Origin of the sequence: Sporosarcina sp. ZBG7A (assembly GCF_000813425.1) — a bacterium.
Taxonomy (GTDB): Bacteria; Bacillota; Bacilli; order Bacillales_A; family Planococcaceae; genus Sporosarcina.
Window position 1 is genome coordinate 17,546 of record NZ_JWIB01000041.1, and the last position, 25,663, is coordinate 43,208.

Here is a 25,663-nt window from a genome sequence, read left to right on the forward strand (position 1 = left end):
GATTGTATTGCTCTCTTTCTTACATAGGTTTTCAGTCCATCTCCAATGAAGTGGACTGCCGTCAAAACGTTTCAATAAGCATTACATTGAACGAATGATGGATGGAAATCATCCTCTCTGCAGCGACTGTTCGTGTTCACAACAGAGGATAGTCTTATAAAGGTGGTGTCTGGAATGAAAAATACGTTCTCACGTTTTTTTGGGAATGGAGAAAAAGAACTCCCCCCGCTAGAAGAGGCGGAACCTATGGTGAATGAATCCGTAGAACAAATTCAAATAGATCGTATTAAGCCAAATCGTTTTCAACCGCGCACCATCTTCTCTGAAGAGAAAATCGAGGAACTGGCTCGTACGATTCATACGCACGGGATCATCCAGCCAATCGTCATACGACAGACTGATGAAGACGCATATGAAATCATCGCAGGGGAGCGACGTTACCGGGCAATGAAAAAGCTCGGGTGGGAAGAAGTTCCTGCAATTGTTCGTAACTTGGACGATAAAGAAACAGCTTCTATTGCTTTAATTGAAAACTTACAACGTGAAGAACTTACAGCAATTGAAGAAGCATATGCTTATGAAAAGTTATTAGAGCTTCATGCTCTGACTCAAGAAGCTTTGGCACAACGTTTAGGTAAAGGTCAGTCAACTATTGCAAATAAAATGAGATTGCTAAAATTGCCAGAAGAAATTAAACAAGCAATTTTGACAAAAGAGTTATCAGAACGTCATGCTCGAGCACTCATTGCGTTGAAAGATCCTGAACTTCAGAAACAAGTGTTTCAGGAAGCAATAGAAAATGGTCTCAACGTAAAACAACTAGAAGCCAGAATCAAAGAAGTATTAACGCCTCCTGAGCCAAAAGAAAAAAAGAAAGCTCCACGGAGGAAGTCAGTGAGTAAAGACGTCCGCATTGCAGTCAATACGATTCGCCAGTCGCTAACGATGGTAACTAAGAGTGGAATTGACCTAACTACGGAAGAGGAAGACTCGGAGGACTATTACACATTTACGGTTAAAATCCCAAAATCAAAATGATAATAGTGTGAAATGACTCTTGCTTTCAGATGGCAAGAGTTTTTGCTCTGTTATTCATACCATTTACAACACTTTTTTGGTAAACTGATAGATAGAACAAATATGCAAGGATCGAACAGCATGTAAGGAAGAAAGCAGGTGCTCGTTTGGGAAGAATTATCGCAATAGCCAATCAAAAAGGCGGCGTTGGCAAGACAACTACCTCGGTAAACCTCAGCGCCTGTCTTGCACATATTGGAAAAAAAGTATTGTTAATTGATACAGATCCACAGGGGAATGCAACAAGTGGGGTAGGTATTAACAAAGGCGACGTCCAAAATTGTATTTATGACATCTTAATAGATGATGTTCCTATGAAAGACGTGATTTTGCCGACGAAAGTACCTCAATTGGATTGTATTCCCGCAACGATTTCTTTGGCAGGGGCCGAAATTGAATTAGTATCTACGATTTCAAGGGAAGTTCGCATGAAACATGCCATTCAAGAAATCAAAGCAGATTACGATTACATCATTATTGACTGTCCACCATCACTAGGGTTATTAACGATTAACGCTCTGACTGCATCAGATTCTATTATCATCCCAGTGCAATGTGAGTATTACGCACTGGAAGGATTAAGTCAGTTGCTCAGTACGATTCGTCTTGTACAAAAGCATTTGAACGAAAATCTTGTCATTGATGGTGTGTTACTCACGATGTTTGATGCGCGTACAAATTTAGGAATTCAAGTGATTGACGAAGTAAAGAAATACTTCCAAGACAAAGTATATAAAACAATTATTCCACGGAATGTAAGGTTGAGTGAGGCACCGAGTCATGGTGAACCGATCATTTTATATGATGCGCGGTCACGTGGAGCGGAAGTTTACTTAGAGCTGGCAAAGGAAGTGGTTCACAATGGCTAAAGGTCTTGGTAAGGGTATTAATGCATTGTTTCCAGGAGAGTCGCTTGTAAAAGCAGAATCAGTGGAGCAAATCAATCTTAAAAGTATTACTGTAAATCCGTATCAACCGAGAAAACGTTTTGATGAGGCTGCAATTCAAGAACTCAGTGCTTCCATTAAAGAACACGGTGTCTTGCAACCCATTATTTTACGTAAAGTCGGATCCGCACATGAAATCGTTGTAGGTGAGCGCCGGTTCCGTGCTGCGAAATTAGCGGGACTTAGAGAAATTCCAGCAGTCGTTCGTCAATTGACAGATGCAGAGTCAATGGAACTTGCGATTTTGGAAAATCTTCAACGTGAAGATTTGTCACCGATTGAAGAAGCTGAAGCGTACCAAAACTTAATGGATAGTTTAGGGCTTACCCAAGAACAACTTGCATTTCGTTTAGGAAAAAGCCGTCCGCATATCGCAAATCATATTCGATTACTCGCACTTCCTGAAAAAGTCCGTAAAGATATTACGGAAGGGAAGTTATCGATGGGACATGGTCGTACACTACTCGGTTTGCGTAAAAAAGAACAGATTAATATTATCGCTGAAAAGACGATGAAAGAGGGCTTAAATGTTCGTCAATTGGAAGCGTTAGTTCAAAAACTGAATGAACATGTTTCACGTGAAACAAATAAGAAGAAAGAAAAGAAAGATTTGTTTCTCGTTGAGCAGGAAACGACGTTACGTGAACACTTTGGAACAAACGTATCTATTAAGAAAACAAAAAATAAGGGCAAAATTGAAATTGAATTTTTCTCTGAAGAAGATTTTGAACGAATATTAGATTTGCTGAATGATTGAACGTGTACCTATTTCGCACTAGCGGAATAGGTACTATTTTTTAATGGTCGGGAAGTGGTTAACGTGGTGTTTTACGGTACGTTAGTGAACGTAGCACTAATTATCGCAGGTGCTTTGATCGGTAGGGTTTTTAAAAATATTCCTGATCGTATGAAACAAACGGTTATGTATGGAATTGCACTAGCAGTCATGGCAATAGGAATCCAAATGACATTCGAAAGTACACAATTGCTCATTGTAATTATTAGTATTGTGATTGGTTCTGTAATTGGGGAATGGATTAACGTTGATAAAATGATGGAACAGGTAGGAAAATGGCTGGAATCAAAAATGCCTGCCCAAAAAAGTGGACAAGGCATTTCCCAAGGGTTCATCACAGCGACAATGATTTTTGTTATCGGGTCTATGTCGATAATAGGAGCCATTGACAGCGGGTTACGAAACGATCACGATGTGTTGGTGATGAAAGGGATAATCGATGGGTTCACAGCGATCATTCTCAGTTCAACCCTCGGGATCGGAGTCGTTTTTTCAGCAGTACCCGTATTGCTTTATCAAGGACTCATCACATTATTTTCTACGCAAATCAGTCGTTTTGTTCCGGACGAACTTCTTGAGCTTTTCATATCTGAGATGACGGCAACAGGGGGTCTTATGATTTTGGCAATTGGACTTAACTTAATCGGCTTGACTAAGATCCGAGTAGCCAATTTCATTCCCGCTATTCCGGTAGTGGCTTTGATTGTAAGTATCATATACGCGTTTTGACTGTAGTCGACCATGAGCAAGTTGCAGTGCTCTTGAGATGGTTCGTCCCATTTCATAAGATAGATGAAGCCGTGTGCTTTGAAGAACGGAATGCTCCATAAAGCCACCTATATTGACGACCCCTTTTATAGCAATGTCACCAACGGAAGGGAGCTCTTTGCCAACAGCTTTTCCTGGCTGCAATGGACCATCTTGTATAAGGAGATGTCCCACAGAATCACTTTTACCCAGGCAAGCGTCAATGGCGACCAGGTATGCATCGGGATGAGTAAAAGCGAGCTCAGTTATTGTTTGTTCAATGTTAAGTGCATGAAGCGGTTCTTCTAGTGTACCGAGGACACGATAGGGAAAGGATCGAGTTTCTGTCAGTAGCGAGCCAATGAGCGGACCAAGTGCATCACCAGTTGAACGATCTGTTCCAATACATAGGAATAGGATTTCACGTGTTGTAAAAGGGATATTCTCTAGGAATAATGTGCTCAATTTCCAAACGGCTCCAGTTTCTTTGTAGTGAATACGTGAGTTCAATTCAGCTTGTTCAAGTTTTTGCATAATCAGGCTCCTGTCTAGGAATAGTAGTAGGAATGTGTGGTGTCCTGCAGTATACTCAAAACAAAGCTGGATTATACGTAAATAACTAATCTCAAGCGAAATTATAAGAATGAATGATCGGAGTGAATAGATTGGAAGCGAAGCAATTTGGTATCAATGATGTTGTGGAGATGAAAAAACAACATCCATGTGGAACAAATTCTTGGAAAGTCATTCGAATGGGCGCAGACATCCGCATTAAATGCTTAGGGTGTGGCCATAGTATTATGATTCCACGTAACGAATTCACTAAAAAAATGAAGCGTGTTATCCAGCAAGGACAAACTGAAAACTGAATGGACAGAAAGACGTTCTCTCCTTATAATGGAAGAGCTGCATTGAATAATCGAACATAATAAATTGGTATAGATGAAAGGTTGGGAAAGTTATGGCATTGACAGCCGGTATCGTCGGACTTCCGAACGTAGGAAAGTCCACGTTGTTCAACGCAATTACAAAAGCTGGTGCGGAGGCTGCAAACTATCCGTTCTGTACAATTGATCCAAACGTCGGCATCGTAGAAGTACCCGATGAGCGTCTTCAAAAGCTAACGGAACTTGTCACACCTAAAAAGACAGTACCTACTGCTTTTGAGTTTACAGATATTGCTGGGATTGTAGAAGGAGCGAGCAAAGGGGAAGGACTTGGAAACAAGTTTTTGTCTCACATCAGAGAAACGGATGCAATCTGTCAGGTTGTACGTTGTTTCGCAGATGACAATATTACACACGTAAGTGGTAAAGTGGATCCTTTGTCTGACATTGAAGTAATCAATCTAGAATTGGTTCTCGCAGATATGGAGAGCGTAGATAAGCGCCTTCAACGCGTTACAAAAATGGCAAAGCAGAAAGACAAAGAAGCAATGATCGAAGAACCGGTGTTGCTGAAATTGAGAGATGCGTTTGAAGCAGGGGAGTCTGCTCGTTCTGTAGAACTCACGCCAGAAGAAACAGCAGTTGTAAAAGGCATGCATTTGTTGACCATTAAACCGATGCTCTACGTAGCAAACGTTTCGGAAGATGAAATTGCAGATGCTGCAAACAACGAGTATGTACAAGCGGTTCGTGACTTCGCGGAAAAAGACAATGCAGAGGTCATTGTTGTTTGTGCGAAGATCGAAGAAGAGATGGCTGAGCTCGAAGATGACGAGAAGCAAATGTTCCTAGACGAGCTCGGCATCGAAGAATCTGGTCTTGATCAGCTGATTCGTGCTGCATATCAGTTGCTTGGATTGGCAACGTACTTTACGGCAGGCGTGCAGGAAGTTCGTGCATGGACATTCCGTAAAGGCATGAAGGCACCTCAGTGTGCTGGAGTCATCCATACGGACTTTGAGCGTGGGTTCATCCGTGCTGAAACGGTTGCATATGACGATCTTATGGCAGCAGGTTCAATGGCTGCTGCAAAAGAAGCTGGAAAAGTACGTCTTGAAGGAAAAGAATACATCGTTAAAGATGGCGATGTTATGCTATTCCGTTTTAATGTGTAAGTAGGATTGAAAAAAGCCAGGTATGTGAGGACGCGAAATCCTCCATGTCTGGCTTTTTTTATTAAAATGAATACTATCTTTATACTCTGTTTAAAAAGAAGGACTGAACGCTTTAATCTACAGACCGAACAGGTTCATGCAAATAGAGTCGTGGACGTTCCGGATCGTCTTTCACGAGCCATTCATCTGGAAATTGTTTAAGTTCTTTGTACATCGCAAAATCTCCGACTGCTCCCCCAATGAGTAGGCCGCCGAGCAAGAGCCACACACCATCAGAAAGGTACAAGCCGACAGCGGCTGGAATAACACCAGTTGTCCAGAAGGGTAGGAGCAAGGCCTTGCGAATGGCAGCGTTGGTCATCCATTCATCCGTCGTAGCGTAAGCGATGCCTAGCTTCAAATTCACTCCGACAATCATCTTCCTCCAGGGAGTGCCTGCAAAAATACGAAACCCTAGTAAATGAAACAACTCATGTACTACAATCAGCACGATATATCCGATGACTACAAAAAGGATTTTCCAAAAAGAGAAAGAAAACGCGAGCTCGGGTTGGATAATGAGTTGAATCAGGATATCGAGTGCAAATAATCCAACTGTTGTCCATAAGGTAACCCATAGTCCTGTTTTTGCAACTCTTTGTAGGTCCAAGTCAACAATGTGTGCAGGTTCACTAGACGCAAGCATTGAATCACCTCTCTCTTTAACTAATCACTAATACTGGCTAACTTTTTCTTTACTATACAGGAGAAACGCTTGAATTACGATGTAACCTATGATAGTATGTATTGATGTGAGTAAACAAATTTACTTACTCCTTGCCCGCTGCATGCAGCAGGGCCCAAGTCCATAAGGAGGTGACTACAGATGAGAAAGTATGAAATTATGTACATCATTCGCCCAAGTCTAGATGACGACGCGAAAAAAGCATTGATCGAACGTTTCGACGGAGTCTTGACTTCGAACGGTGCGGAGATCATCGAGTCGAAAGAGTGGGGCAAGCGCCGTCTTGCATACGAAATCGACGATTTGCGTGAAGGTTTCTACCAATTGGTAACTCTTAACGCAGGTACAGAAGCAATCAACGAATTTACACGTCTTGCGAACATCAACGAAGGAATCCTTCGTCATATGGCTGTTCGTCTTGACGCATAATCCATAAAAAACAACGTAAAAAACGATGAGGGAGGCTGAATTCTGATGATTAACCGTGTCGTATTGGTCGGCCGATTGACAAAAGATCCTGAACTCAAATATACACAAAGTGGAATCGCGGTCACTCGCTTTACACTGGCTGTGAACAGACCGTTCTCAAACCAGTCAGGCGATCGTGAAGCGGACTTCATTAACTGTGTAGCTTGGAGAAAACAGGCGGAAAATACTGCGAATTTCTTACGCAAAGGTAGTCTAGCTGGTGTAGACGGGCGTATTCAGACGAGTAATTTTGATGGACAAGATGGCAAGCGTGTCTTCATGACGGAAGTTGTGGCAGATAGCGTTCAATTCTTGGAACCACGTAATGCGAACTCTGACCGACCTAGCTCACAAGGTGGTGCACCTGCGTACGGAAACCAACAGTCTGACCGTCCGTATAATCAGAATCAGCAACAGAATCAGCCATCTTATCAGCCTAACCAGCAAAACTATACACGTACTGATGAGGATCCGTTCCAATCAGGTGGCGGTCCGATTGAAGTATCGGACGATGATTTGCCGTTCTGATCCGGATTTCACTTATACGGATAAAAAGGAGGAGAAACGATTATGGCACCACGTCGTGGAGGAAAAAGACGTCGTAAGGTATGTTATTTCACGTCTAACAACATTACACACATTGACTACAAAGATGCAGACTTGCTCAAGAAATTCATTTCTGAGCGTGGAAAAATCTTGCCACGTCGCGTTACAGGTACAAGCGCGAAGTATCAGCGTAAGCTGACTTCCGCTATCAAACGCGCACGTATTATGTCACTTCTACCATTCGTAGCAGAAGAAAGATAATTACACAAGCCACCTTGTCAGCCTGGGTTTTCCTGGGGTGAAGGGTGGTTTTTTTATTCCCAGTAAAACTCCAGGGAACAGCTGTGTGGTTTTGGTGTCTACACTCTAATCGTGATACAATTAGAGGAGGACATCTGTATGAATCTTATAGAGCTTTTCACATGGATGATGTACTACGAACCGGAGGAATCCAAATTATGCAAGACAATGCACGAAAACTGACATATGGAGCGATGATGATTGCACTGTTTGCAGTATTGTTTGCGGTCAGTCTTTATATACCACTAGTTGGCAGTGTATCGCTGTTTTTTATACCGCTCCCTATTTTGCTTTACCGACTTCGCTATGATCGAAGTGCAAGTGTACTCGTCGCTGTAGCGGCTATTATAGTTTCTTCATTATTAGGTGGGGTATTGTCCATTCCTGTAGCAATTACCCTCGTTCTAATTGGATTTGTTATGGGTGAGACCGTTCAGACTGGAAAATCCAAGTTTTATACGGTAATGGCCGTTAGCTTGACTGTCCTCATTTCGATGGTGGTTACTTATGTAGGCGGTGTATTGCTTTTCGAGTTCAATGCAATTGACGTCATGATGGACACGTTCCAAGATGCACAACAAAAGATGACAGAATACTTGTCAGACTTCGGGGCACTCCCACAGGATTATGAAAAAATAATTGCGGATACCTTTTCCTACTACGGATATACGATACCAGCTATGGTTATGTTAGGGTCACTGCTTACTGGATATTTATTTGTCGCTGCTAGTTTTTATACTGCAGGACGAGTAGGGGGGAAAGTTCAGAAGTTCCCACCGTTCAGAGAAATGAAATTACCATTTATGACAATCGTCATTTATGCGCTTGTTATCTTGTCATCGTTTCTAATTGGAAACGATACAACTTCTACAGGCTATCTGATTTACATTAACGCGATGGTTATTTTGAGATTTACATTTTTACTACAAGGGCTCTCCTTGATTTACTACTTTTTACATGAACGGAAGTCAACTGATTTCATCACCGTGCTTGCGACAGTGTTCGCGGTGATGCTGAATCCGATGACGATACTGCTTGGGACACTGGACACGGCCATTGACATTCGGGCTTGGATAGGAAAAGACAAGGTGAACTAGGAGGATGAGACAATGACATCTTTTTTTAGAAGGAGAGCGATTCGTTATCCACTTGCTGCCGTCTCACTCCTCGGCGTCCTAGCGGCAGTATTTTTGTTCATGTTTAACTTTTGGATTGGGCTGATCTATACAGTGATTTTCTTTGCACTGATTGGCTCATCATGGAAGATTGAAGAACAAACGTATATGGATACTGAAAAACATATTGAGACGATGTCGTATCGGATGAAAAAAGTAGGAGAAGAAGCGCTACTTGAACTACCAATAGGAATTATTCTACTCAATGATAAGCAAATCATTGAATGGGCCAATCCTTATGCTGCGCAAATCTTTGAAGAGGATTCCTTAATTGGTGAAGAGCTTTTTGAGCTAGCTGAACAATTTCGTTCTTTCTTAAAAGACGATGTACCTGATGATTTGACGTTGACGGTGGGAGAACGTTCCTTCAGACTCGCTTATAAGCCAGAGGATCGCCTGATTTACTTGTTTGATGTAACAAAAAGGCAGAAGATCGAATCCCTGTATTATGCAGATCGAACAGTTATCGGTATATTACTTGTCGACAACTATGACGAACTCGCACAGACGATGGATGACCAAACACGAAGTCAGCTGAACTCTCTTGTGACCTCGCTTATTAATAGCTGGGGTGCGGACAACGGAATCTTTGTGAAGCGTGTAGCTTCGGATCGCTTCCTCGCGGTGTTCAATGAATCGATGCTAAATGAATTAGAAAAGAGTAAGTTTGCGATTTTAGATGATGTTCGGGAAAAAACTGCGAAACAAAGTAATGGTCTTACATTAAGTATCGGGGTAGGCGCGGGCTCTCCGTCCTTGATTGAATTAGGTGAGCTGGCGCAATCCAGTTTGGACCTTGTGCTCGGACGCGGGGGCGATCAAGTTGCCATTAAACGTTCAGACGGAAAGTTGAAGTTCTTCGGTGGGAAAACGAATCCAGTTGAGAAGCGGACGAGAGTGCGAGCACGAGTCATCTCTCATGCGTTACGTGATTTAATCCAGGGTAGTGATCAGATCTTTGTGATGGGCCACAAGACGCCGGATATGGATGCGATTGGTGCAGCTATTGGTGTACGTAAGATGGCACGGATGAATAATGTTCCAGGATATGTCGTCGTGAATTTTGATGAATTGGATGCGAGTGTTAATCGACTAATTGACGAGATTGAACAAGACCCTGATTTGTATGATCATTTCATCCATCCAGATGAGGTTTTAGCTAAAATGACGGACAAATCACTTGTGGTCATAGTGGATACACATAAACCGAGCATGGTCATCGATGAACGTGTGATTGATAAGGCAGAAAAACTAGTTGTCATCGATCACCATCGTCGAGGGGAAGAGTTTGTACAAAATACAATGCTTGTTTACATGGAGCCATACGCATCATCGACAGCTGAACTGGTGACAGAGCTTATTGAGTATCAGCCGAAAAACGAGAAATTGACGATGCTTGAGTCGACGGCTATGCTCGCAGGTATCGTGGTCGATACGAAGAGCTTTACATTACGGACAGGTTCCCGTACGTTTGAAGCAGCCTCATACTTACGAACGAATGGCGCAGATACCGTTCTCGTACAACGCTTGTTGAAAGAGAATATTGAAACGTATGTAGAGCGTTCGAGGCTAATTGAAACGGTTGAAATCATGGATGGTGGTGTCGCCATTGCGAAAGGTGAAAATGGTGAGCCATACAATTCCGTACTGATTGCACAAACCGCCGACATCCTTCTAACGATGCAAGGAGTATCTGCATCATTTGTCATCGCACCGCGGTCAGATGGCAAAATCGGTATAAGCGCCCGTTCACTCGGTGAACTGAATGTCCAACGAGTGATGGAACAGCTTGGCGGCGGAGGGCATTTGACGAATGCCGCAACACAGCTTACTTTAGAGACAGTAGAAGAGGCTGAAAAGCAGTTGAAACAAGTAATTATGGATGATCAGGAAAGGGGAGAGTGAACATGAAAGTTATTTTTCTACAAGATGTAAAAGGTAAAGGTAAAAAAGGTGATGTAAAAGAGGTATCTGTAGGATATGCTCAAAACTTCTTACTCAAAAACAATGTGGCTGTCGAAGCAACACCAGCGGCCCTCAGCAAGTTGGAAGGGCAAAAGAATCGCCAGGCAAAAGATGCTGCAGAAGAGTTGGAAGATGCGAAGAAGCTAAAAGCTCATATCGAAGAGCTCGCAGTTGAGTTGACAGCAAAATCTGGAGAAGACGGTCGGTTATTTGGATCAGTTACTTCAAAACAAATTGCAGCAGCTCTAGAGAAACAACACGGTATTAAGCTTGATAAGCGTAAGATGGATCTTCCTGAAGCTATTCGTGCACTTGGATACACAAATGTACCTGTGAAATTGCATCACGATGTCAACGCGGTATTGAAAGTCCACGTAACTGAAGAATGATAAGGAGATAGTCTGATGGATCAAATGATAGATCGTATTCCCCCTCATAATAACGAAGCCGAGCAGTCCGTCATCGGTGCAATTTTCTTGGATCCTCAAGCACTTATTACAGCGGCTGAGATTTTGATGCCCGAGGATTTCTACCGTACTGCACATCATAAGATTTTTCTAACTATGATTGGCTTAAGTGATAAGGGGCAGGCGATCGATGTTGTCACTGTCACGGAAGAACTATCTGCAAAAAAGGAATTAGAAGATGTCGGAGGACTATCTTATTTAACAGAGGTCGCGAACTCCGTGCCAACTGCAGCGAACATTGAACATTATGCTCGCATCGTTGAGGAAAAATCTTTACTGAGACGTCTGATTTCAGTGGCCTCGACAATTATGGAAGATGGCTATACACGAGAAGACGAAGTGGAAGCACTTCTATCGGAAGCTGAAAAGAAGATGATGGAAGTTGCGAACCGCAAAAATGCCGGAGACTTCCGTCACATCAAGGACGTCCTTGTAGATACGTATGACAACATAGAAATTTTGCATACGCGCAGGGGAGACGTTACAGGTGTTCCAACGGGCTTCGCCGACCTTGATAAGATAACTGCTGGTTTCCAACCCAATGACTTGATCATTGTGGCGGCAAGACCTTCTGTAGGTAAGACAGCATTTGCCCTGAACGTCGCACAGAACGTTGCCACTAAGACAGATGAAAACGTCGCGATCTTTAGTCTCGAGATGGGTGCTGAACAGCTCGTCATGCGTATGCTATGTGCAGAAGGCAATATTGACGCGTCTGTGCTAAGGACAGGGAATCTCGAGGCGGAGGATTGGCGTAAGCTGACGATGGCGATGGGTAGCCTGTCCAACGCGGGAATCTTCATTGATGATTCTCCTGGTATACGCATTAACGAAATCCGGTCAAAATGTCGACGTCTGCAGCAAGAGCATGGACTTGGAATGATTATGATCGATTACTTGCAACTCATTATGGGTAGTGGCAGATCTGGTGAGAACCGACAGCAGGAAGTATCGGAAATCTCCCGTTCATTGAAAGCTCTTGCCCGTGAATTGAAAGTGCCAGTAATCGCCTTGTCACAGCTGTCCCGTGGTGTTGAGCAGCGTCAAGACAAACGGCCGATGATGTCTGACTTACGAGAGTCTGGAAGTATTGAGCAAGATGCGGATATCGTTTCGTTCTTGTATCGTGAAGACTATTACGACAAAGAGACTGAAAACCAGAATATGATAGAGATTATCATTGCAAAGCAACGTAACGGCCCAACAGGAACGGTGACGTTAGCATTTGCAAAGGAATACAACAAGTTCTTGAATATCGATTGGTCACAACATGAATCCTTTGGTGCTTAAACACGAATGTAGGAGAATAGTAGTTCTCTAATGTTCGTGTTTTTTCTTGACGTGGTTCACCATGGTTGGTACAATAATAGCTGTTTGAATGAGGATGCTTATGCATCCAGCGGAGGTGCTTATAATGCCATCAGTAGTAGTTGTTGGAACACAGTGGGGAGACGAAGGGAAAGGGAAGATTACAGATTTCCTTTCAGAAAATGCAGAAGTAATCGCGCGATACCAAGGCGGGAATAACGCGGGTCATACGATTATCTTCGGCGGGGAAACATACAAACTTCACCTCGTGCCATCCGGCATTTTTTATAAAGAGAAGACGTCTGTTATTGGGAACGGCATGGTTGTCGATCCAAAAGCACTCGTCGGCGAATTAAAAGGCCTTCAAGACCGAGGCGTCAACACAGACAACTTACGTATTTCTAATCGTGCGCATGTCATTTTACCTTACCACTTGAAGCAAGACCTTGTGGAAGAAGAGAGCCGCGGGGAAAACAAGATCGGGACAACGGGTAAAGGTATTGGTCCAGCTTACATGGACAAGGCTGCAAGAATCGGAATCCGTGTTGCAGACTTACTTGACCACGAAGTATTTGAGATGAAGCTTCGCATGAACTTGAAAGAAAAGAACCGTCTGTTTGAAAAGATGTACGATACAGAAGGATTCAACATTGAAGACATCTTAGAAGAGTACTACGGTTATGGTCAAGAACTTTCGAAGTATGTTACAGATACATCTAAAGTGTTAAATGATTCACTTGACCAAGCACGTCGTGTCCTATTTGAAGGTGCACAAGGTGTTATGCTCGATATCGACCAAGGAACGTATCCATTTGTCACTTCATCCAACCCAGTCGCGGGTGGCGTAACAATTGGTTCTGGTGTCGGCCCGACTAAGATTGATCACGTCGTAGGTGTATGTAAAGCCTATACGTCTCGTGTCGGTGACGGTCCTTTCCCAACTGAACTATTTGACGAAGTTGGCGATCAGATCCGTACAGTCGGTAAAGAATTTGGTACAACAACAGGACGTCCACGTCGAATCGGTTGGTTTGATAGTGTTGTCGTTCGTCACGCTCGTCGTGTTAGTGGATTGACAGATCTATCGGTAAACTCAATTGATGTATTGACAGGTTTGGATACAGTTAAAATCTGTACGGCTTATGAGTACAAAGGTGAAACAATTACAGAGTATCCTGCAAACTTGCGGATGCTAGCTGAATGTACACCGATCTATGAAGAATTACCAGGTTGGACTGAAGACATCACTAAGTGTAAAACACTTGATGAGCTACCAGATAACGCGCGTCATTATTTAGAGCGTATAGCGCAACTCACAGACGTAACGATTTCAATCTTCTCAGTAGGACCGGATCGTACACAGACAAACGTTATCAAAAGCGTTTGGCGTGCTTAACTTATACTTGTAAAACGCTTCCTCAGTTTCTGCCTATTTGGCGGAGTTGAGGGAGTGTTTTTTACTTATGAGGAATTTCGACAAAAACCGGGAAATATTCCCCGGGAAATAAATTGACAACGTGGAATAAAGGCTCTTTCTAAGCGGTTTGGGAAACGATTGGAACGTGCGAAAATGCATGAAGAATGGTAGAGTAAAAGGATACCAAGTAAATGTGCCGACTCGGCCGGAAAGGGTAGAACTCATGCAAAACAAAACAATACTCGTTGTAGATGACGAGAAACCCATTGCGGATATATTGGAGTTTAACTTAAAAAAAGAAGGTTTTAACGTCTATACAGCTTATGATGGAGATGAGGCATTGGCGAAAGTGGAAGAGGTTCAGCCAGATATCATGTTACTCGACATCATGTTGCCCAAGCAAGACGGGATGGAAGTGTGTCGTGAAGTTCGTAAAAAGTATGACTTTCCGATTATCATGCTGACAGCAAAAGACTCTGAAATCGATAAAGTTCTTGGATTGGAGCTCGGTGCAGATGATTATGTCACTAAACCATTTGGAACAAGAGAGCTGATTGCACGGGTCAAAGCGAACTTGCGGAGACATCAGAAAGCTACAGCTGAGGACGCAGAAGAAGCTACTAATGATATTGCAGTCGGCAGTCTTGTCATACAGCCGGATGCGTATCTTGCACAAAAGCGAGGGGAAACAATCGAACTTACTCATCGTGAGTTTGAACTGTTGCATTACTTATCCAATCATATTGGACAAGTGATGACACGTGAGCACTTGTTGCAAACGGTCTGGGGCTATGATTACTTCGGCGATGTTCGAACAGTGGACGTTACCATTCGAAGACTTCGAGAGAAGATCGAAGATACACCAAGCCATCCAACATGGATTGTGACACGTCGTGGCGTTGGCTACTACTTGCGAGATCCGGAACAGGAGTAACCGAATGAGAAAAGTGGGGATCTTCAATTCTATTCATGTTAAGTTTGTGCTGATTTACGTCATGCTCATTCTACTCGCCTTGCAGATTATCGGTCTATACTTTTCCAAAGAGTTAGAAGAAACGCTGAAATATAACTTCACCGCATCGGTTAAAGACCGTGTTAATCTCGTTGAATTTAGCGTACGTGAAGAAATGCTGAAAGAACCATCCTCGGACGATCCGTCACTCGAAACGAGTTTGCGGACCGTCCTTTCAGGTTTTAGTTCGGATGATATCATTGAAGTACGAGTAATCGATTCAAAATATCGTATTTTAGCGTCATCTATACAGGATCACCAGAAAACGATCGTTGGACAGAAATCTACTGACGATATCGTCAAAAGGGCAATAGTCTCTGAAAGTCCTCAAAGTGTCATTAACTACAATAAAAAAACAAATAAAAAAGTGCAAAAGCTTACACATCCGATTATGAACGGCAGTGAAGTCATCGGAGCACTCTACGTAGAGTCCAACATAGAGAAAGTCTTTAAGCAGATCGACGAAATCAATCGAATCCTTGCAGGAGCGGCTGCGGTCTCGCTTACGATTACCATCATCATCGGAATCTTCATTGCACAGACGTTTACTCGACCTATTTCCGATATGCGCAGACAAGCGCAAGCGATGGCGAAAGGCAATTATTCAAGAAAAGTCCGGGTCTACGGAAATGATGAAATGGGACAACTGGCGATTGCATTTAACCATTTAACCAATCAGCTGTTGGAGTCACAGTCCACGACTGAAGCGGAAAGGCGAAAGTTAGCATCAGTCCTTGAAAATATGACAGACGGAGTTATTTCAACAGATCGAAAAGGTCGTGTAAATCTCATAAATGACTCTGCACTTGGCATGCTTCGAATGACTAGTGACCTCGTGTTGAATCGACCGATTAATAACATTCTCGGGATTGAAAAAGAGTATTCTTTTGAAGATTTGGTAGAGATGCGTGAATCGATTCCGCTAGACTTTAGTACTGAAAATGAGCCATCTATTTTGCGCGCAACATTTTCTGTTACTCAGCGTGAGACTGGTTTTGTGAATGGACTCATAACTGTTCTACACGATAACACTGAGCAAGAAAAAATCGAAATGGAACGTCGTGAATTTGTTTCAAACGTTTCACACGAACTAAGAACTCCACTAACTACGATGCGTAGCTACTTAGAAGCTCTTGCTGAAGGGGCATGGAGGAATGAAGACATTGCACCTGCTTTCTTGAACGTGACACAGACGGAAACGGAACGAATGATTCGTTTAGTAAATGATTTGTTGAAACTTTCTAGAATGGACAGTAACGAATACGAGCTCAATACAGAGTGGGTAGATTTTAATACATTCTTCAACTCCATTATTGATCGATTCGAGTTTTCGAAATCACAGGAAGTGAGCTTCCGGAGAATCGTTCCACCAGTCGATCTGTTTGTAGAAATAGATACCGACAAATTAACGCAAGTAATTGATAACATCATTTCTAATGCACTGAAGTACTCGCCCGATGGAGGCATTGTCCGCTTCAATGTGGCGGTATTGGATGACTCAATCCGTGTAAGTATTTCAGACGAAGGCTTAGGGATACCTGCGGCTAACGTAAATCGGATATTTGATCGTTTCTTCCGTTCAGACAAAGCCCGTTCTCGTGCAATGGGTGGAACGGGACTAGGACTCGCGATTGCGAAAGAAATGATTGGTGCTCATGGCGGCAAGATTTGGGCCAATAGTGTAGAAGGAGAAGGGACAACGATCTTCTTCACATTACCTTATGAACAACACGATGATGGGGAGTGGGACGTGTGAGACATATCGAGACAATCAAATCAGTCGTCCTGCTACTACTTGTCATTCTCAGCATTACGTTTACATTTTCAATTTGGTCGTATGCACCGAAGTTCGATTCGATTGATCAAAATCAGTCAGTCGATGGATCTATTACAAGCATTCAAAATAAGAAACCGATATCCGATATTGTGCTTCCTTACAAATGGGTGTTCAAGTTTAATGATGAAGAATTATATGGAACGACAGATACTACAGTAATTAAACCTGTGCTTGAGGAAATGATGCGCTGGAAAGTTTTCGGACTCACTGCCGTAAATCTGGATCTGACTAAAGATGAGATGAATGACTTGCTCACAAAAGGAAATCAGTATGTCCTCTATTACCCAGGAGAGGTACCGGTTTCTGTCTATGAGGACGTGCTGGAAATTGAAGACAAAGCTGTTCCTGAAGTTTTGTTCAATAAACTTATTGTCAATTGGGATCCAGATGACAGTCTCCCTGAGGTTCACTTTGTCAGTACTGTCAGCATGACGCATTATAAAGCGAAAGTGAAAATGCAAGACACTCAGCGTTTCCAAAAGTCGATTATTGATAAAGGGAAAAAGTTGTCTCGATTTGAAGAAGTGCAGGTGAATGAAACCAAGACATTAGCAATTTCAAGTGAACCCCTCACAGCGATCCACTCGACGTACATCGAAGAGGAGATCAACCCATCCTTGTTTAAAGATGCGCTGTTTAATGATCCATATGCTGTCCGAAGAAATTTGGTCGATGCCCATAAAGAAGAGTATGGGGATGATCATGCGCTGATGAAGGTAAACACGAAATCGAAAGTTCTGAACTTCTATTATCCTCTTGAAAGTCAGGAATTAGCCATTCCGTCTGAACTGATGACAGCTACTATAGACTTTGTAAATGATCATAGCGGCTGGACGGATGATTACCGCTATTCTTACATGAACCCAGTTTCGCGTTACATTAAGTTTCAGCTTCATGACAATGGACTTCCAGTCTTTAGTGACGTCCCGGACGGTGCAGAGATAACGGAAATACTGGGAGACAACCGAGTATACCGTTATAGTCGACCTTATTTCACACTCAACTCGCCTATCAAAAGTTATGAAGTGACACTCCCGCCAGCAACGGAGGTAGCCCGTCACCTAGAAGCATCAGACAATCTCGATTTCTCAGCAATCGAAGAAATAAAGCCTGGCTATTCACTTATTCATGATACGGATGTTGGTGTCTTGAAATTCGAACCCCACTGGTTCTATTACATCAAAGGGAATTGGGAAGTGTATAAGGAAGAGCTAAATCGGAAGGGAGGCGGCCTTCTTGGATTGGAGTAAAACCAAAACAATTTTCATCATTGTGTTTTCGATACTGAATGTATTGCTGTGTTTCCTGTATTTGAACCGGAATGCTAATATTGAAAGCCTTGAAGTGGCGGGGAAAACTTCTATGGAAGATGTCTTAAAGCAAGAAAACATCACCTACAAGTTGCCTCCATTTGTAGACAAAGAAGCGTCATTTGTTTCTGCAGATGTCGTTGACTTTAACAAAGAATCACTAAAAGATTTAAAGGGTCAAAAAACTTCCATCATGAGTGATAACCTACTACGGTCAACACTTACCGATAAAATAACACTTGAAGAAGCGAAGAAAGATGATTTCAAATCATTCCTATCCCAATACGTATTGAACGGAACGGAATACGTACTATGGGAGGTGTCGGAAGAAAAAAAGAAAGCATTCTTTTTCCAACAATTCCAGGGACGTCCGATTTATTATAGTCCGAGTGCCATGCTCGAGGTCTCATGGGATGATGATGAAAAACTTCAATCTTATGAGCAGCGCATGTTGAAGAAATTTGCGAATTTCAATAAGAAAGACTTGCTGTCGCCACTAGAAATTATTGGATCTCTCGCTTCACGAGGATTGTTGAAACAGAACTCGGAAGTGACGAATGTCAAAATGGGCTATTCAACGCTTGTGCGCTTAACGGAAACTCAAGTGTTTGCCCCAACATGGGATGTTCAAGTAAAATTAGATAGTGGGGAAAAAGAGCATCACTTCCTCAGTGCTAATGAAGGGAAAGTAATTGAGTTCCAACTTGATAAGGATCCGGAAGAAGAGAATGAGCAATCCGAATAAGGAGTTTTTATGATGCGATTCAGCATACTTGCCAGTGGCAGCACTGGTAATTCAATTTATATAGAAAATGATTCTGGCGCCTATCTCGTGGACGCAGGCTTAACGGCAAAACGAATCGAAGCACAGCTTGCGAAAATTGGTCGATCCATGAAAAATGTTAACGCTATTTTCGTCACGCATGAGCATAGCGATCACATTAAAGGTGTCGGTGTTTTAGCGAGAAAGCATGGCGTTCCGATTTACGCGAACCAGAAGACATGGCAAGCAATGGATGGGTTAGTTGGTGACATCTCGCTTGAACAACGGTTTCAGTTCGATATGGAAACGGTTCATTCTTTCGGTTCGATCTCGATTGAATCGTTTGCAGTTTCCCATGACTCTGTGGATCCGATGTTCTACGTGTTTCATGAAGATGATCGTAAACTTGCGATCATTACAGACACAGGATACGTGAGTGATCGCATGAAAGGGATCATTAAGAGTGCGGATTCTTTCGTGTTTGAATCGAATCATGATATTGGTATGCTCCAAATGGGGCGTTACCCATGGAGTGTCAAGCGACGTATTTTGAGTGATGTCGGTCACGTATCGAACGAAGATGCAGCAATTGCGATGAATGATGTCATCGAGCAAAAAGAGACTCAGATTTATTTGTCTCACTTAAGCCGCGACAATAACATGAAAGACCTTGCCCGCATGAGCGTTGAACAGACGTTACAAACGTGCGGCATTATAGCAGGAGAGTTTGTGCATTTGCATGACACCGATGCAGAAGAGCCGACTGAATTAATCACTGTTTGAGGAGAAAACCGTATCGCTAAAGGCGATGCGGTTTTTTTGGTGGATGAAATTAATTGGGCTAGGAAACCCGCTCGTTCTCTCATTCCACCCGCCTGTTCCGTCGCTGAACCCGCTCGTTTTCTCATTCCACCCGCCCGTTCCGTCGCTGAACCCGCTCGTTCTCTCATTCCACCCGCCCGTTCCGTCGCTGAACCCGCTCGTTTTCTCATACCACCCGCCCGTTCCGAGGCTGAACCCGATCGTTCTCTCCTTCAACCCGCTCGTTCCGCGGCTGAACCTGATCACTCTCTCTTAGAATACACGTCACCACAAAATAAAAGACACAAAACACGAGTTGTACATTCTTTATAACTTCCTAAATGGGAACGATTTACTCCATTCCATCGTCTTTTTTATAGAAGTTCCCATATTTCTTTTAAAATTATCAGAATGGGGTAAAGTGTAAAGAGAGAATGGAATCGAAAGGACGAGAGCCATGGACGACTACAACAGGGATCGGGAAGAGGAACAACCGAGGTCATCTGACTCGCTGAACGAACCGCCACATGCGGGAAATTATGAAACACCACAGAGCGAGCCCATGTACAGAACACAAAATACTACACCACCGCCACCTCCAGACCCACCCAAACGACGAGGTGGATTTTTGCCTGCATTATTTGGAGCCATAATAGGCGGACTGCTCGTCTGGTTGCTCATGTTTACCATAGGTGGACCGGATGATAGTGAAAACAATGCTACGGGCACAGTAAAGGATTCGGGAAGCTCCAAGCAAGTGAGTGTTGACATCGATAGTGATTTAACAGGAGTCGTCGAAAAATCGACCGACGCGGTTGTTGGGATTACAAATTTACAACGCGGTCAAGATTTCTGGACTCAATCTGACACGCCACAAGCGATTGGAACAGGATCAGGTGTATTGTACAAGAAAGCAAATGGGAAAGCCTATATCGTTACCAATCATCATGTTGTCGAAGATGCAGAAGAATTAGAAGTGACACTTGATGATGGAACAAAGATGTCAGGTAAGTTAATTGGAAGTGACGTCTGGACAGATCTTGCTGTTGTTGAAATTGACGACAAAGATATAACGTCAACAATGGAATTCGGAGATTCTGATGCGTTAAAACGTGGAGAAACGGTTATTGCAATCGGAAACCCACTAGGTCTTGGCTTCTCTGGTTCGGTTACAGTGGGTGTCGTATCCGGTAAAGACCGTTCCATTCCAATCGACATTAACCAGGACGGTAGTGTGGACTGGCAAGCGGATGTCCTTCAAACCGACGCAGCCATCAACCCAGGAAACTCAGGGGGGGCTCTTATCAATATGGCGGGCCAGCTGATTGGCATCAATTCCATGAAAATTACAGAGGAGACGGTAGAAGGAATTGGTCTAGCGATCCCTATCAACTTAGCCTTACCAGTAATTGAACAACTTGAACAGACAGGTGAAGTGAATCGTCCAACAATGGGCGTATCACTACTCGACTTAAGAAATATCCCTGTTCAACAGCAGAGCGTGCTGAAGTTACCCGAAGACGTTAAAAATGGTGTTGTGGTTACAGAAGTCTTCCGAAATACACCAGCGCAAACTGCCGGAGTCCAAAAATATGATACAATTGTAGAAATGGACGGAGAGCCGATTGAAGACATGGTGACGTTGCGCAAGCACTTGTACAACGAAAAGAAAGTCGGCGATAGCATGACGATGAAAGTCTACCGTGAAGGGAAACCTGTCACAATTGACATGGTTCTGAAAGATGGCAACTCGTTCTAATGCACATGTGCATAAAATAACCATTTAGTTATCCACAGCAGACACGATAGCAGAAAAATAGCTATTGTGTCTGCTTTTTTTATCAACAATTCTATGTTTGTGGATAAAACTGAAAATTTGTGCATAACTCTGTGGAGATATAAAAGTGAAAAAGAGGTGAATAATATGAAAATTCATACCTGCGAAACCCATATAAACCGGGCACTTGACGAATTTGTTGCAAAAGAGGAGACATTTCCGAGCATGGAACCAATTACAGAGGGAGAGAAGTTATCCACAACATGTGATTACTGTGAAGCACTTCCTGTCTATCTTGTGACGAACACATAATCGGACACAACATCTAGAGATGGCTGTGGATATGTGTATAACTTCGGTGTATAACTTTTCAAAAAAGGTGGACAAGGCTGTGAATATTACAATTGTGACTGTGGGAAAACTGAAAGAGAAGTATTTGAAAATGGGCATCGAGGAGTATACAAAGCGACTCGGTGCGTATGCCAAAATCGATTTGATCGAAGTGGCGGATGAAAAAGCACCCGAGCAATTAAGCGAGGCTGATATGGAAATCGTCAAGAAAAAAGAAGCAGATCGCATTCTGGCAAAAGTTTCACCGGACGCCCATGTCATTGCACTTGCAATCGAAGGGAAACAGAAAACATCTGAACAGTTAGCAGAAAATCTGCAATCACTCATGACTTATGGTAAAAGCAAAATCACCTTTGTCATTGGCGGATCCCTAGGATTACATGCAGATGTCTATAAGCGAGCAGATGAGCTGCTTTCGTTTTCGAAGATGACGTTCCCGCATCAGTTAATGAAGCTGATTTTGTTGGAGCAGGTATATCGTGGGTTTAGAATTATGAGGAATGAACCATACCATAAGTAAAGGCGATTTTTTATGAGAAAAGATACCGCAACGCTCCATTTTTAGTATGGAAGGTGCTGTTTTAATTAGATGAAGATTGGATACATGAAGGCTATGATAAATCAAAGGGTTGATTTTTTCCCGTCTTTTTTACTAAAGCACTCGTTAGTTTAAGTGGATTTAATAACAAGATTAAAAGTTGAGTTCTTTTAAGGATAGATTAGGAACATGCAGATTTACAATGATAATGAGGCTTTAACCTACAAAAATAAGCCGATTCCCGATCTCTAGGGAATCGACTTTTTTAATTAAATTAGAATATACCACCAATGAATTAGTTCGATACGATTTTTAATTTTCACATTTCTAAATCTGTAAATGCGTAAGGTAGCAATTCCTTTAAGGTCAACTCTAATATATCTTTTTTCTCGTTAGTTAAATAAACTGGCATTTCAGGTGAACAAAATTCTGCTAAAACCTGTCTACAAATGCTGCAAGGGGGAAGAAAATCTACCGTATCACCTGCTACAGCTATAGCCTGAAACTCACCTTTTTTATAACCATTTGATATTGCGGTAAAAATAGCTGTTCTCTCAGCACAATTAGTTGCACCTAGTGAAACATTTTCTACGTTTACTCCATTAATAACAGTACCATCTTTTAGTAATAATGCTACTCCAACTGGGAATTTGGAATAAGGTACGTATGCTTTCGCTTTCATCGTACGTGCACTTTCCATTAATAGCTCTTTATTCATATTATCCACCCTTTTTCTAAGAATGAACTTTTCAAAGTTCCCTAAACGTCAACATCCTGTTGACAGGACTATTAATACTATATATGAATTAGATAATTGTCAATAAAAACTGACTTTTAAGGTGAACAAATTAAATATATGAACAGTCTAGATGAAAGAGATATCATTCTAGATTTAAACTAACATGAGATTGATAGTTGTTCCGTAACAAAAAAAGTGAAAAAGATGCCTCGACTAAAGAGGCATCCTTTTATGATGAGATTATTTTGTAAAGTTATCGAAGTAACCCTTAATATAGACAATTGGAGTTCCTTTATCTCCACTTCCTGAAGTTAAATCAGATAAAGATCCAATTAGGTCAGTTAGTTTACGAGGTGTAGTACCTTGTGCTTCCATTGAACCTACTAGGTCTTCTTTTTTATTCTGGATGAATTCAGTAATAGCTTGATTTAACTCTTCACCATGAAGATGAGAGAAGTTATTATCTGCCAAGTACTTTAGTTTCACTTCGTTTGGAGTACCGTCAAGTCCTTTTGTATAAGCAGGTGATACTACTGGATCCGCAAGCTCCCAAATCTTACCCACAGGATCTTTAAATGCTCCATCGCCATAAACCATTACTTCAATAGTTTTACCAGTTAATTCTTTAATTTTTGCTTGAATTCCATCAACGACTGGTTGGCAGTTGTTCGGAAATAGTTTTACACTGTCTTCTGTTGCTTTATTTGAACCAAGTAGGCCATATGCTTCATTAAAGCCGCTGCCGTTAATTGATTTTGAAAGAACATCATCTAGACCATATACTTTTTCAGCACCATTGTTTGTTAATATACGTTTTGTTCTTACGCGTGAGTGAATATCACATGTTAAAACATTCTTTGTATAGTCCAGAATTGTTTTTGGATTATTAGAGAAGATAACTTCACAAGTTGCACCTTCAGCTTCAATCAAGGATTTATAGTATTCGATGTAGTCAACGCCTGTGAAAGTATGTTTGGCATAACCGAAATGTTCACGGAACTGGGCTTCAGTTAATACATCCGTCCATGGATTGATGCCTTTCGCGTCTAGCTCATCGATGTCTACCAGGTGATTCCCCACTTCATCAGAAGGATAGCTTAGCATTAAGACTATTTTTTTTGCTCCTTTTGCAATCCCTCTCAAGCAGTTTGCAAATCGGTTACGACTAAGAATCGGGAAAATGACACCAATTGTATCATCGCCGAATTTAGTTTGTATATCTGTTGCTATATGATCAACTGTCGCATAGTTTCCCTGCGCCCGAGCGACAATGGATTCAGTAATTGTAACAATATCGCGATCCTCTATCGTAAAGCCTTCGAGATTTGCTGCATTTAATACTGTTTCAACAGTGATTTGTTCCATATTGTCACCTTGGTTGATGATGGGACTGCGAAGCCCACGAACTACTGTTCCAACGGCTCTTGTCAATTTAATCTCTCCTCTAATCGAGTATGTTTACTATAATTATGTCCATATATATAAACATTATATGTTTACTATACCCTTACAAAGTGATATAAGTAAAATTAATATTCATTATATCGGATATAAGGAGGGCTTATATGATAGGGAAGTTAGATTTATACCGTATATTTAACGTTGTTAGCGCTAATAAAAGTTTTTCAAAAGCAGCACAAGAACTTTACATGACACAACCAGCTGTTAGTCAAGCTATATCGAAATTAGAGAAAGAACTAGATATTCTGCTTTTCCATCGAACATCAAAAGGAGTGGTATTAACAAATGAAGGAGAACTGTTGAATGAGCATATAAAGTCAGCATTGGGAATCATAAACGCTGCAGAAGACAAACTTTTAGAATTTAAATCATTAAAGACTGGACAATTACGAATCGGAGTTGGAGACACCATCTCTCGCTATTTCTTATTACCTTATTTGGAAAAATTCCACAAGGGATATCCTGGGATCAAATTAAATATATTAAATGGAACTACAACAGAAATTTGTGACTTAATTAAATCAGGAAAGGTAGATATTGGTGTATGTAATTTACCAATCAATGAGGAAAATCTACAAGTCATTCCCTGTAAGGAAATCCAAGATATCTTTGTTTGCGGAGAAAAATATAAAACGCTTACTGAACAGCCGGTTAGTTTTGAGTATTTAATGAGAATGCCACTCATTTTTTTAGAAAAGAAATCGAATTCACGATTGTTTGTGGAGCATTTCTTTGAAAAGAAGGGTTTTCAATTTTCACCTGTATTTGAATTAGGATCTTTTGATTTGGTTTTAGAATTCGCAAAAATAAATTTAGGGATTTCGTGTGTAATCAAGGAGTTCTCAAAAAAATATTTAGAGAGTGGGGAATTATACGAGATACAGCTAGTAGAGGAAATTCCAAAGAGAATTATTGGCCTCTGCTATTTAGAGAATGTTCCACTAACACGTGCTGCAAAGAGATTTATAGAACTTATAAAATAATACCGAAGCTGAAAAAACTCATTAACATGTAGTATGGAGAACCAGACCATTAGTAAGTGCGGTTTTGAAGAGAATCACCTAGAGTGTTGATA

28 protein-coding genes are annotated in these 25,663 nt (G+C 41.9%); 24 read left to right on the top strand and 4 right to left on the bottom strand.

Annotation, left to right across the window (positions count from 1 at the left end):
- Positions 1-174: 174 nt before the first annotated feature.
- The 4 genes from noc (at position 175) to RL70_RS14135 (ending at position 3,549) form a co-directional block, all read left to right on the top strand.
- Positions 175-1,038, top strand: a complete 864-nt coding sequence (noc, locus tag RL70_RS14120) for a nucleoid occlusion protein (RefSeq protein WP_039044050.1) — start codon at positions 175-177, stop codon at positions 1,036-1,038.
- Positions 1,039-1,184: 146 nt separating this feature from the next.
- On the top strand, positions 1,185-1,946 hold the full coding sequence (locus tag RL70_RS14125) for a ParA family protein (RefSeq protein ID WP_039044051.1): 762 nt from the start codon (positions 1,185-1,187) through the stop codon (positions 1,944-1,946).
- Complete coding sequence (locus tag RL70_RS14130) at positions 1,939-2,781, top strand: ParB/RepB/Spo0J family partition protein (RefSeq protein WP_039044052.1); 843 nt, start codon at positions 1,939-1,941, stop codon at positions 2,779-2,781. The genes RL70_RS14125 and RL70_RS14130 overlap by 8 nt, the downstream gene beginning before the upstream one ends.
- A 63-nt stretch (positions 2,782-2,844) precedes the next feature.
- Positions 2,845-3,549, top strand: coding sequence for a DUF554 domain-containing protein (locus RL70_RS14135; protein WP_039044053.1), 705 nt, complete (start codon positions 2,845-2,847; stop codon positions 3,547-3,549).
- On the opposite strand, the gene yyaC is transcribed toward RL70_RS14135, so the two are convergent.
- The gene (gene yyaC, locus RL70_RS17615; protein WP_082003431.1) at positions 3,460-4,101 is read right to left on the bottom strand and encodes a spore protease YyaC; all 642 of its coding nucleotides are present in this window, start codon (positions 4,099-4,101) and stop codon (positions 3,460-3,462) included. The two genes, RL70_RS14135 and yyaC, sit on opposite strands and share 90 nt — an antisense overlap.
- 131 nt (positions 4,102-4,232) lie before the next feature.
- Here yyaC and RL70_RS14140 point away from each other — a divergent pair, with 131 nt between their 5' ends.
- Together RL70_RS14140 and ychF are read left to right on the top strand one after the other, a co-directional pair.
- On the top strand, positions 4,233-4,436 hold the full coding sequence (locus RL70_RS14140; protein ID WP_025784268.1) for a DUF951 domain-containing protein: 204 nt from the start codon (positions 4,233-4,235) through the stop codon (positions 4,434-4,436).
- A gap of 92 nt (positions 4,437-4,528) precedes the next feature.
- Complete coding sequence (gene ychF / locus RL70_RS14145) at positions 4,529-5,629, top strand: redox-regulated ATPase YchF (protein ID WP_039044054.1); 1,101 nt, start codon at positions 4,529-4,531, stop codon at positions 5,627-5,629.
- A gap of 112 nt (positions 5,630-5,741) precedes the next feature.
- On the opposite strand, the gene RL70_RS14150 is transcribed toward ychF, so the two are convergent.
- Positions 5,742-6,314 (bottom strand): DUF3267 domain-containing protein, encoded by a 573-nt coding sequence (locus RL70_RS14150; protein WP_039044055.1) that lies wholly within the window; start codon positions 6,312-6,314, stop codon positions 5,742-5,744.
- A 180-nt stretch (positions 6,315-6,494) separates the two neighbouring features.
- On the opposite strand from RL70_RS14150, the gene rpsF reads away from it, so the two are divergent.
- The 17 genes from rpsF to rlmH all read left to right on the top strand — a co-directional run bounded on the left by rpsF (position 6,495) and on the right by rlmH (position 22,370).
- Positions 6,495-6,782, top strand: a complete 288-nt coding sequence (rpsF, locus tag RL70_RS14155) for a 30S ribosomal protein S6 (RefSeq protein WP_025784265.1) — start codon at positions 6,495-6,497, stop codon at positions 6,780-6,782.
- A gap of 45 nt (positions 6,783-6,827) precedes the next feature.
- On the top strand, positions 6,828-7,349 hold the full coding sequence (ssb, locus tag RL70_RS14160; RefSeq protein ID WP_039044056.1) for a single-stranded DNA-binding protein: 522 nt from the start codon (positions 6,828-6,830) through the stop codon (positions 7,347-7,349).
- 42 nt (positions 7,350-7,391) lie between these two features.
- Positions 7,392-7,628 (top strand): 30S ribosomal protein S18, encoded by a 237-nt coding sequence (gene rpsR, locus RL70_RS14165; RefSeq protein ID WP_025784263.1) that lies wholly within the window; start codon positions 7,392-7,394, stop codon positions 7,626-7,628.
- A gap of 161 nt (positions 7,629-7,789) precedes the next feature.
- Positions 7,790-8,764: a YybS family protein gene (locus tag RL70_RS14170; RefSeq protein ID WP_039044057.1), complete on the top strand. Its 975-nt coding sequence runs from the start codon at positions 7,790-7,792 to the stop codon at positions 8,762-8,764.
- Between the two features lie 12 nt (positions 8,765-8,776).
- Positions 8,777-10,747, top strand: coding sequence for a DHH family phosphoesterase (locus tag RL70_RS14175; protein ID WP_039044058.1), 1,971 nt, complete (start codon positions 8,777-8,779; stop codon positions 10,745-10,747).
- 2 nt (positions 10,748-10,749) lie between these two features.
- On the top strand, positions 10,750-11,196 hold the full coding sequence (rplI, locus tag RL70_RS14180) for a 50S ribosomal protein L9 (RefSeq protein ID WP_039044059.1): 447 nt from the start codon (positions 10,750-10,752) through the stop codon (positions 11,194-11,196).
- A 15-nt stretch (positions 11,197-11,211) separates the two neighbouring features.
- Positions 11,212-12,564 carry a replicative DNA helicase gene (gene dnaB, locus RL70_RS14185; RefSeq protein WP_037592940.1) on the top strand — a complete coding sequence of 451 codons (1,353 nt, stop codon included), beginning with the start codon at positions 11,212-11,214 and terminating at the stop codon, positions 12,562-12,564.
- A gap of 124 nt (positions 12,565-12,688) precedes the next feature.
- The gene (locus tag RL70_RS14190; RefSeq protein WP_039044060.1) at positions 12,689-13,978 is read left to right on the top strand and encodes an adenylosuccinate synthase; all 1,290 of its coding nucleotides are present in this window, start codon (positions 12,689-12,691) and stop codon (positions 13,976-13,978) included.
- A gap of 244 nt (positions 13,979-14,222) precedes the next feature.
- The gene (gene yycF, locus RL70_RS14195) at positions 14,223-14,933 is read left to right on the top strand and encodes a response regulator YycF (RefSeq protein WP_039044061.1); all 711 of its coding nucleotides are present in this window, start codon (positions 14,223-14,225) and stop codon (positions 14,931-14,933) included.
- A 4-nt stretch (positions 14,934-14,937) separates the two neighbouring features.
- Positions 14,938-16,767 (top strand): cell wall metabolism sensor histidine kinase WalK, encoded by a 1,830-nt coding sequence (gene walK / locus RL70_RS14200; RefSeq protein WP_039044062.1) that lies wholly within the window; start codon positions 14,938-14,940, stop codon positions 16,765-16,767.
- Positions 16,764-18,098 carry a YycH family regulatory protein gene (locus tag RL70_RS14205; protein WP_039044063.1) on the top strand — a complete coding sequence of 445 codons (1,335 nt, stop codon included), beginning with the start codon at positions 16,764-16,766 and terminating at the stop codon, positions 18,096-18,098. The genes walK and RL70_RS14205 overlap by 4 nt, the downstream gene beginning before the upstream one ends.
- Positions 18,085-18,903 carry a two-component system regulatory protein YycI gene (locus tag RL70_RS14210; RefSeq protein ID WP_039044064.1) on the top strand — a complete coding sequence of 273 codons (819 nt, stop codon included), beginning with the start codon at positions 18,085-18,087 and terminating at the stop codon, positions 18,901-18,903. Before RL70_RS14205 ends, RL70_RS14210 begins: the two co-directional genes overlap by 14 nt.
- Before the next feature lie 12 nt (positions 18,904-18,915).
- Complete coding sequence (locus RL70_RS14215) at positions 18,916-19,704, top strand: MBL fold metallo-hydrolase (protein ID WP_039044065.1); 789 nt, start codon at positions 18,916-18,918, stop codon at positions 19,702-19,704.
- Positions 19,705-19,743: 39 nt separating this feature from the next.
- The gene (locus tag RL70_RS17935) at positions 19,744-20,055 is read left to right on the top strand and encodes a hypothetical protein (RefSeq protein WP_156137983.1); all 312 of its coding nucleotides are present in this window, start codon (positions 19,744-19,746) and stop codon (positions 20,053-20,055) included.
- Between the two features lie 124 nt (positions 20,056-20,179).
- Positions 20,180-21,481: a S1C family serine protease gene (locus RL70_RS14225; RefSeq protein ID WP_231567283.1), complete on the top strand. Its 1,302-nt coding sequence runs from the start codon at positions 20,180-20,182 to the stop codon at positions 21,479-21,481.
- Positions 21,482-21,646: 165 nt separating this feature from the next.
- Complete coding sequence (locus RL70_RS17620) at positions 21,647-21,811, top strand: CxxH/CxxC protein (RefSeq protein ID WP_039044067.1); 165 nt, start codon at positions 21,647-21,649, stop codon at positions 21,809-21,811.
- Positions 21,812-21,890: 79 nt separating this feature from the next.
- Positions 21,891-22,370: a 23S rRNA (pseudouridine(1915)-N(3))-methyltransferase RlmH gene (gene rlmH, locus RL70_RS14235; protein ID WP_039044068.1), complete on the top strand. Its 480-nt coding sequence runs from the start codon at positions 21,891-21,893 to the stop codon at positions 22,368-22,370.
- 337 nt (positions 22,371-22,707) lie between these two features.
- Here rlmH and RL70_RS14240 read toward each other — a convergent pair whose 3' ends face one another.
- Entirely contained in the window at positions 22,708-23,130 is a 423-nt protein-coding gene (locus tag RL70_RS14240) for a cytidine deaminase (RefSeq protein ID WP_369795240.1), read from the bottom strand.
- Positions 23,131-23,367: 237 nt separating this feature from the next.
- Positions 23,368-24,558 carry a coenzyme F420-0:L-glutamate ligase gene (locus RL70_RS14245; protein WP_039044070.1) on the bottom strand — a complete coding sequence of 397 codons (1,191 nt, stop codon included), beginning with the start codon at positions 24,556-24,558 and terminating at the stop codon, positions 23,368-23,370.
- A 134-nt stretch (positions 24,559-24,692) separates the two neighbouring features.
- Here RL70_RS14245 and RL70_RS14250 point away from each other — a divergent pair, with 134 nt between their 5' ends.
- On the top strand, positions 24,693-25,571 hold the full coding sequence (locus RL70_RS14250; protein WP_039044071.1) for a LysR family transcriptional regulator: 879 nt from the start codon (positions 24,693-24,695) through the stop codon (positions 25,569-25,571).
- The last annotated feature ends 92 nt before the right edge of the window (positions 25,572-25,663 follow it).